This is a genomic window from Psychrobacter sp. AOP3-A1-26 (assembly GCF_052378235.1).
Lineage (GTDB): Bacteria > Pseudomonadota > Gammaproteobacteria > Pseudomonadales > Moraxellaceae > Psychrobacter.
On the sequence record NZ_JBQSXN010000131.1, the window covers coordinates 1 to 4,375 of the forward strand.

Consider the following 4,375-nt stretch of genomic DNA (forward strand, 5'->3'; position numbering starts at 1 on the left):
TTTCATAATAACCTCTCTTGTCAAATTAGGCGTCAACAACGTTGTACGCGGCGCATTGAGTAAAAAATTTTGCTAATGCTGCATTGATATTATCGGCATGGGTCATTTGCGCCATATGACGAGCTTTGGGAGCGATAAAAGCTTCAGCATTTGGTAATATGTCTGCCATTGCTAATGACATTTCAGGTGTAGAGTTAATGTCCCATTCACCTGTCAAAAATAGTGCAGGAGCTTTGATCGTCTTTAAATCTGCCGCCTCAATACCTACTAAATCAGCAAACATTTGATAGGCACGTGCATACCCCAAGCGATTGCCGTTATCTAGCCAAGCTCGACATAGCTCTGCATCATCACGGTACTCTAATTCTGCACCGAACCATCTAGCAATAGGTTGATCGCTGACGTTTTGCTTAAGATCATTGAGTAGCGATTCAGCCCGAGTTTGCACATTTTTAGCAGCATTATCAGAACGATCATATATAGCATTTAGAGCGGCAACCCCGCGTACTACTTCTGGGTAAGACACCGCTGTTTGTAGCGCTGTCATCGCGCCTAGCGAATGTCCGACGATGATTGCTGGCTGCCTGACAACCGTTTTGATAAAGTTTTTGAGTACGCCAGAAAAGTCATCTAAGGTCAATTGAGAGTCAGCTAATAGCTCACTTTCTCCATGACCTGGCATATCAATAACATAACAATGATATTGAGTGTCAAAAGCTGATAACTGCCGATACCAGCTTTCAGCGCGTAAGCCTACACCATGGATAAAAACGATGCGTAAGGCTTTTTTATCGACCTTACTATTAGCGTTATAATGATAAGCGATTCCATCAGAAAGTTGGCGTGACCATCTCATTACTGCCTGCTCCTTAAACGGCTGCTGGGTTTTCCAAATCGCGACCCAGATCTTTTAGATCTTGATAACGATCACCAATACGATGATGCGGACGACCCCCTGTGGCACCGCCCAAAACGATAACCACTTCGTCATCACGAGGGGCATCAGCAATAGAAAATTGGATCGTCAAATAATGTGAGCGGCGACCAACATCGTCTTTATCCATTAGCGGAACCATAATGGGTGAGTTTGCGCCGCCGCGAATATTAGTGAAAGACAAATAACTACTAGCCGATAAAGCTTCACGATAAAAATTGCCAAAGCATAAGGTATGAATTAATCCTGAAGCGTGCTCAATCTCGCCATTTAATCCGACAACAGCCGCTTTGCCATAGGCTTGTATATTCTCAGCACCACCTGCCAATTTGACTATTTTATCGGTGAGTAATTTGCCTAATACCGGACCGTAAGCTTGAATTTCAGGCTTTAGATCTTCTACATAATGTCCCGCCCATGGATTGGTAATCACGGCTGCAACGGCAAACAGACGTAGGGGGGTATCCGCAGACTTGTAGCCTTCAATAAAGGTTTCTTCTTCAAAAGTAACTATTTTTCTAATTTCTGGTTTTAGCATCAGAAGCATCCTAGTTTGTTTAACATTATTTATCACTCTTGGTATACCATAATACTATATTATATAAAATACTAGCTTTTTTAAAAATAAATGTTATGGTATACCGTAATACAGTATTTAAGGTTGCTGATTTTCTTTTTCTTAATCGTTATACTGAACTGAACATTCTAAGAGAATAGAGATAATGCTAGAAAAAGTCGAAAAGCCAAAAACTTTGAAAGAAACGGCGTTGGAACAATTACGTTTAGCCATTATGACAGGGCAGCTTGTCCCAGGTGAGCGTTTGGTAGAGCGCACTATTTGCGAAAAACTAGGGGTCAGTCGTACGGTAGTAAGAGAATGTATTAGACATTTGGAAAGTGAGCATCTGGTAACCGTTTCTAACGTAGGCCCCCTAGTAACTGTGTTAGAAAGCGATGAGATTCGTCAGATTTACCACTTGCGTGCCATGCTAGAGTGTGAAGCAGTACGTCACTGTGCTGAGCAAGTTACCGATGAGATAGTACAGAGATTGCAAAATGACTTAACTGAGATTCGCGCTGAACTGCAAGCAGGAGAAGTGGCGGAAGCGATGGAACAGGCACGGCTGTTTTATCAATACTTATTTTTTACAGCTGGCATGACTGTGGCATGGGAGTTAACGGACAGATTAAATGGCCGTATTGGCCGCCTGAGATTTATGACGCTATCCACCCAAGAACGTGTCATAAAAGGGCCGAATAATTTACAACAGATCATCGACAATATTGCCAAAGGGGATAGTGAAGCGGCGGTTAAAGCCTGCCAAAATCATATCAATGAGGCTTGCCAACTAGGTTTACAATTAAATAACTAAAAGGAAGAAATAACTATGGATAAGCAACGGTTCGAGCTAGGACTTAACCAGCGCAAAGCAACCTTAGGCGCTGACTATGTCGAAAACAACTTAAAGGCGGCTGATGATTTTAATCGTCCTTTCCAAGAAGCCATGACAGAATGGTGTTGGGGTTTTGGCTGGGGTGACGCGGCTATCGACGCTAAAACTCGCTCACTTATGAATCTAACTATGATTGCCGCTTTAGGAAAAATGCATGAATGGGAGCTGCATCTAAATGGAGCCATCACTAATGGCTGTTCAGTTGAAGAAATCCGAGCGGCTATACACGCTATCGCCATCTATTGCGGTGTACCACAAGGGGTGGAGTGTTTTCGCATTGCCCGTAAAGTACTGACTGAACATAACTTACTTTAATAAAAGCACTGGGAGAAAAGTATGCAATTGACCAATAGTGAGCTATTTAGACAACAAGCTTTTATTAATGGGGTTTGGTGTGATGCTGATGATAAGCAGACACATGAGGTGTTCAATCCAGCAACCAATGAGCTTATAGGAACCGTGCCCTTAATGGGGGCAGTAGAGACTCGTCGTGCTATCAAAGCAGCTAGTGAGGCTCAAGCCATTTGGTCAAAAAAGACAGGTAAAGAGCGCAGTGTTATTTTACGCCAATGGCATACGCTAATTGCTAACAATATAGAAGACTTAGCACTGCTAATGACTACTGAACAAGGTAAACCTTTGATTGAGGCTAGAGGAGAGATTCAAAGTGGACTTGATTATTTAGAGTGGTTCGCTGAAGAAGCTAAGCGTATTTATGGAGATTTCATTCCAGGTCATATGGCAGATAAGCGTTTAGTGGTGATTAAACAACCTGTTGGAGTTACGGCGGCTATTACGCCTTGGAACTTCCCGCATTCTATGATTAGTCGTAAAGCTGGTCCTGCATTAGCAGCAGGCTGTCCTATGATCGTCAAGCCTGCTATGGAAACGCCCTATTCAGCATTAGCTATGGCCTATTTGGCTCAGCTATCAGGTATTCCTGACGGTATTTACAGTGTCGTTACGGGGGATCCGATCGCTATCGGAGAGGAGATGACCAGCAATCCTATAGTCAAAAAAATTAGTTTTACGGGTTCGACTCGTGTGGGCAAGATACTTATGAAGCAGTGTGCTGATACCGTCAAAAAAATGTCGTTAGAGCTTGGCGGTAATGCGCCCTTTATCGTGTTTGATGATGCTGATATAGATGCCGCTGTCGAGGGCGCTATGGTCAGCAAATATCGCAATAGTGGTCAAACTTGTGTCTGTGCCAATCGCTTCTTTGTACAAGCTGGTGTATATGATGAATTCTCACAAAAATTAGCTAAAAAAGTCGCTGATATAAAGATAGGAAATGGCTTAGATGAAGGAGTCATGCAAGGGCCCTTGATTACCTCAATCGCAGCTGACAGTGCTGAAGCTTTTGTAGATGACGCCAAAAATAAAGGCGCTACTGTCCTTTGTGGGGGTCAAAGATTTGAGACTGGCAAAAACTTTTTTGAACCGACTATTTTGACAAGTGTTAGCAATGACATGCGCGTGGCTACTGAGGAGATATTTGGTCCAATCGCACCGATTTTTAAGTTTGATACAGATGAGGAAGGTATTGCTTTAGCAAACAGCACAGAATACGGTTTGGCAGGATATTTTTATAGTCGTGATATTGGACGAGTCTGGCGAGTGGCTGAGGCGTTAGAGGTAGGCATGGTTGGGGTCAATACGGGTATGCTGACCACTGAATTAGCACCTTTTGGCGGTGTAAAAGAGTCAGGTTTGGGACGTGAAGGCTCAAAATATGGTATCGAAGAGTATATTGAGACTAAGTATATTTGTTTAGATATCGGTTGATCATTATGAGATGAATCCGATGTGCTATTAAACAAACCCCAATATTAAGCACACTACCTAAGTAATTTCTACCGTTAAGAGCGACACCTAGAGCCAGCTAAATAGTGTAGTGGCACACTAAATTTAGACTGCATTTAAGAGAAGAAATGCTGCGCACAAAAAAGCCAGGCAACCGAAGCCGCCTGGCTTTAATATTTTG

The 4,375-nt window shown here is 42.8% G+C and carries 5 protein-coding genes; 3 read left to right on the forward strand and 2 right to left on the reverse strand.

Annotated elements, in window-relative coordinates:
• Nucleotides 1-25: 25 nt before the first annotated feature.
• Nucleotides 26-856: an alpha/beta fold hydrolase gene (locus tag ACT3TU_RS13540; RefSeq protein WP_192524257.1), complete on the reverse strand. Its 831-nt coding sequence runs from the start codon at nt 854-856 to the stop codon at nt 26-28.
• A 13-nt stretch (nt 857-869) separates the two neighbouring features.
• A complete protein-coding gene (locus tag ACT3TU_RS13545) occupies nt 870-1,472 on the reverse strand; it encodes an amino acid synthesis family protein (protein ID WP_444784488.1) in 603 nt (200 codons plus the stop codon).
• A gap of 184 nt (nt 1,473-1,656) precedes the next feature.
• On the opposite strand from ACT3TU_RS13545, the gene ACT3TU_RS13550 reads away from it, so the two are divergent.
• From ACT3TU_RS13550 to ACT3TU_RS13560, 3 genes are read left to right on the forward strand one after another with little or no spacing between them, the layout of a single operon-like run.
• Complete coding sequence (locus ACT3TU_RS13550; protein WP_192524258.1) at nt 1,657-2,307, forward strand: GntR family transcriptional regulator; 651 nt, start codon at nt 1,657-1,659, stop codon at nt 2,305-2,307.
• A gap of 15 nt (nt 2,308-2,322) precedes the next feature.
• Entirely contained in the window at nt 2,323-2,703 is a 381-nt protein-coding gene (locus tag ACT3TU_RS13555; RefSeq protein WP_192524259.1) for a carboxymuconolactone decarboxylase family protein, read from the forward strand.
• A 21-nt stretch (nt 2,704-2,724) separates the two neighbouring features.
• Nucleotides 2,725-4,176, forward strand: coding sequence for an NAD-dependent succinate-semialdehyde dehydrogenase (locus ACT3TU_RS13560; protein WP_192524260.1), 1,452 nt, complete (start codon nt 2,725-2,727; stop codon nt 4,174-4,176).
• Nucleotides 4,177-4,375: the final 199 nt, after the last annotated feature.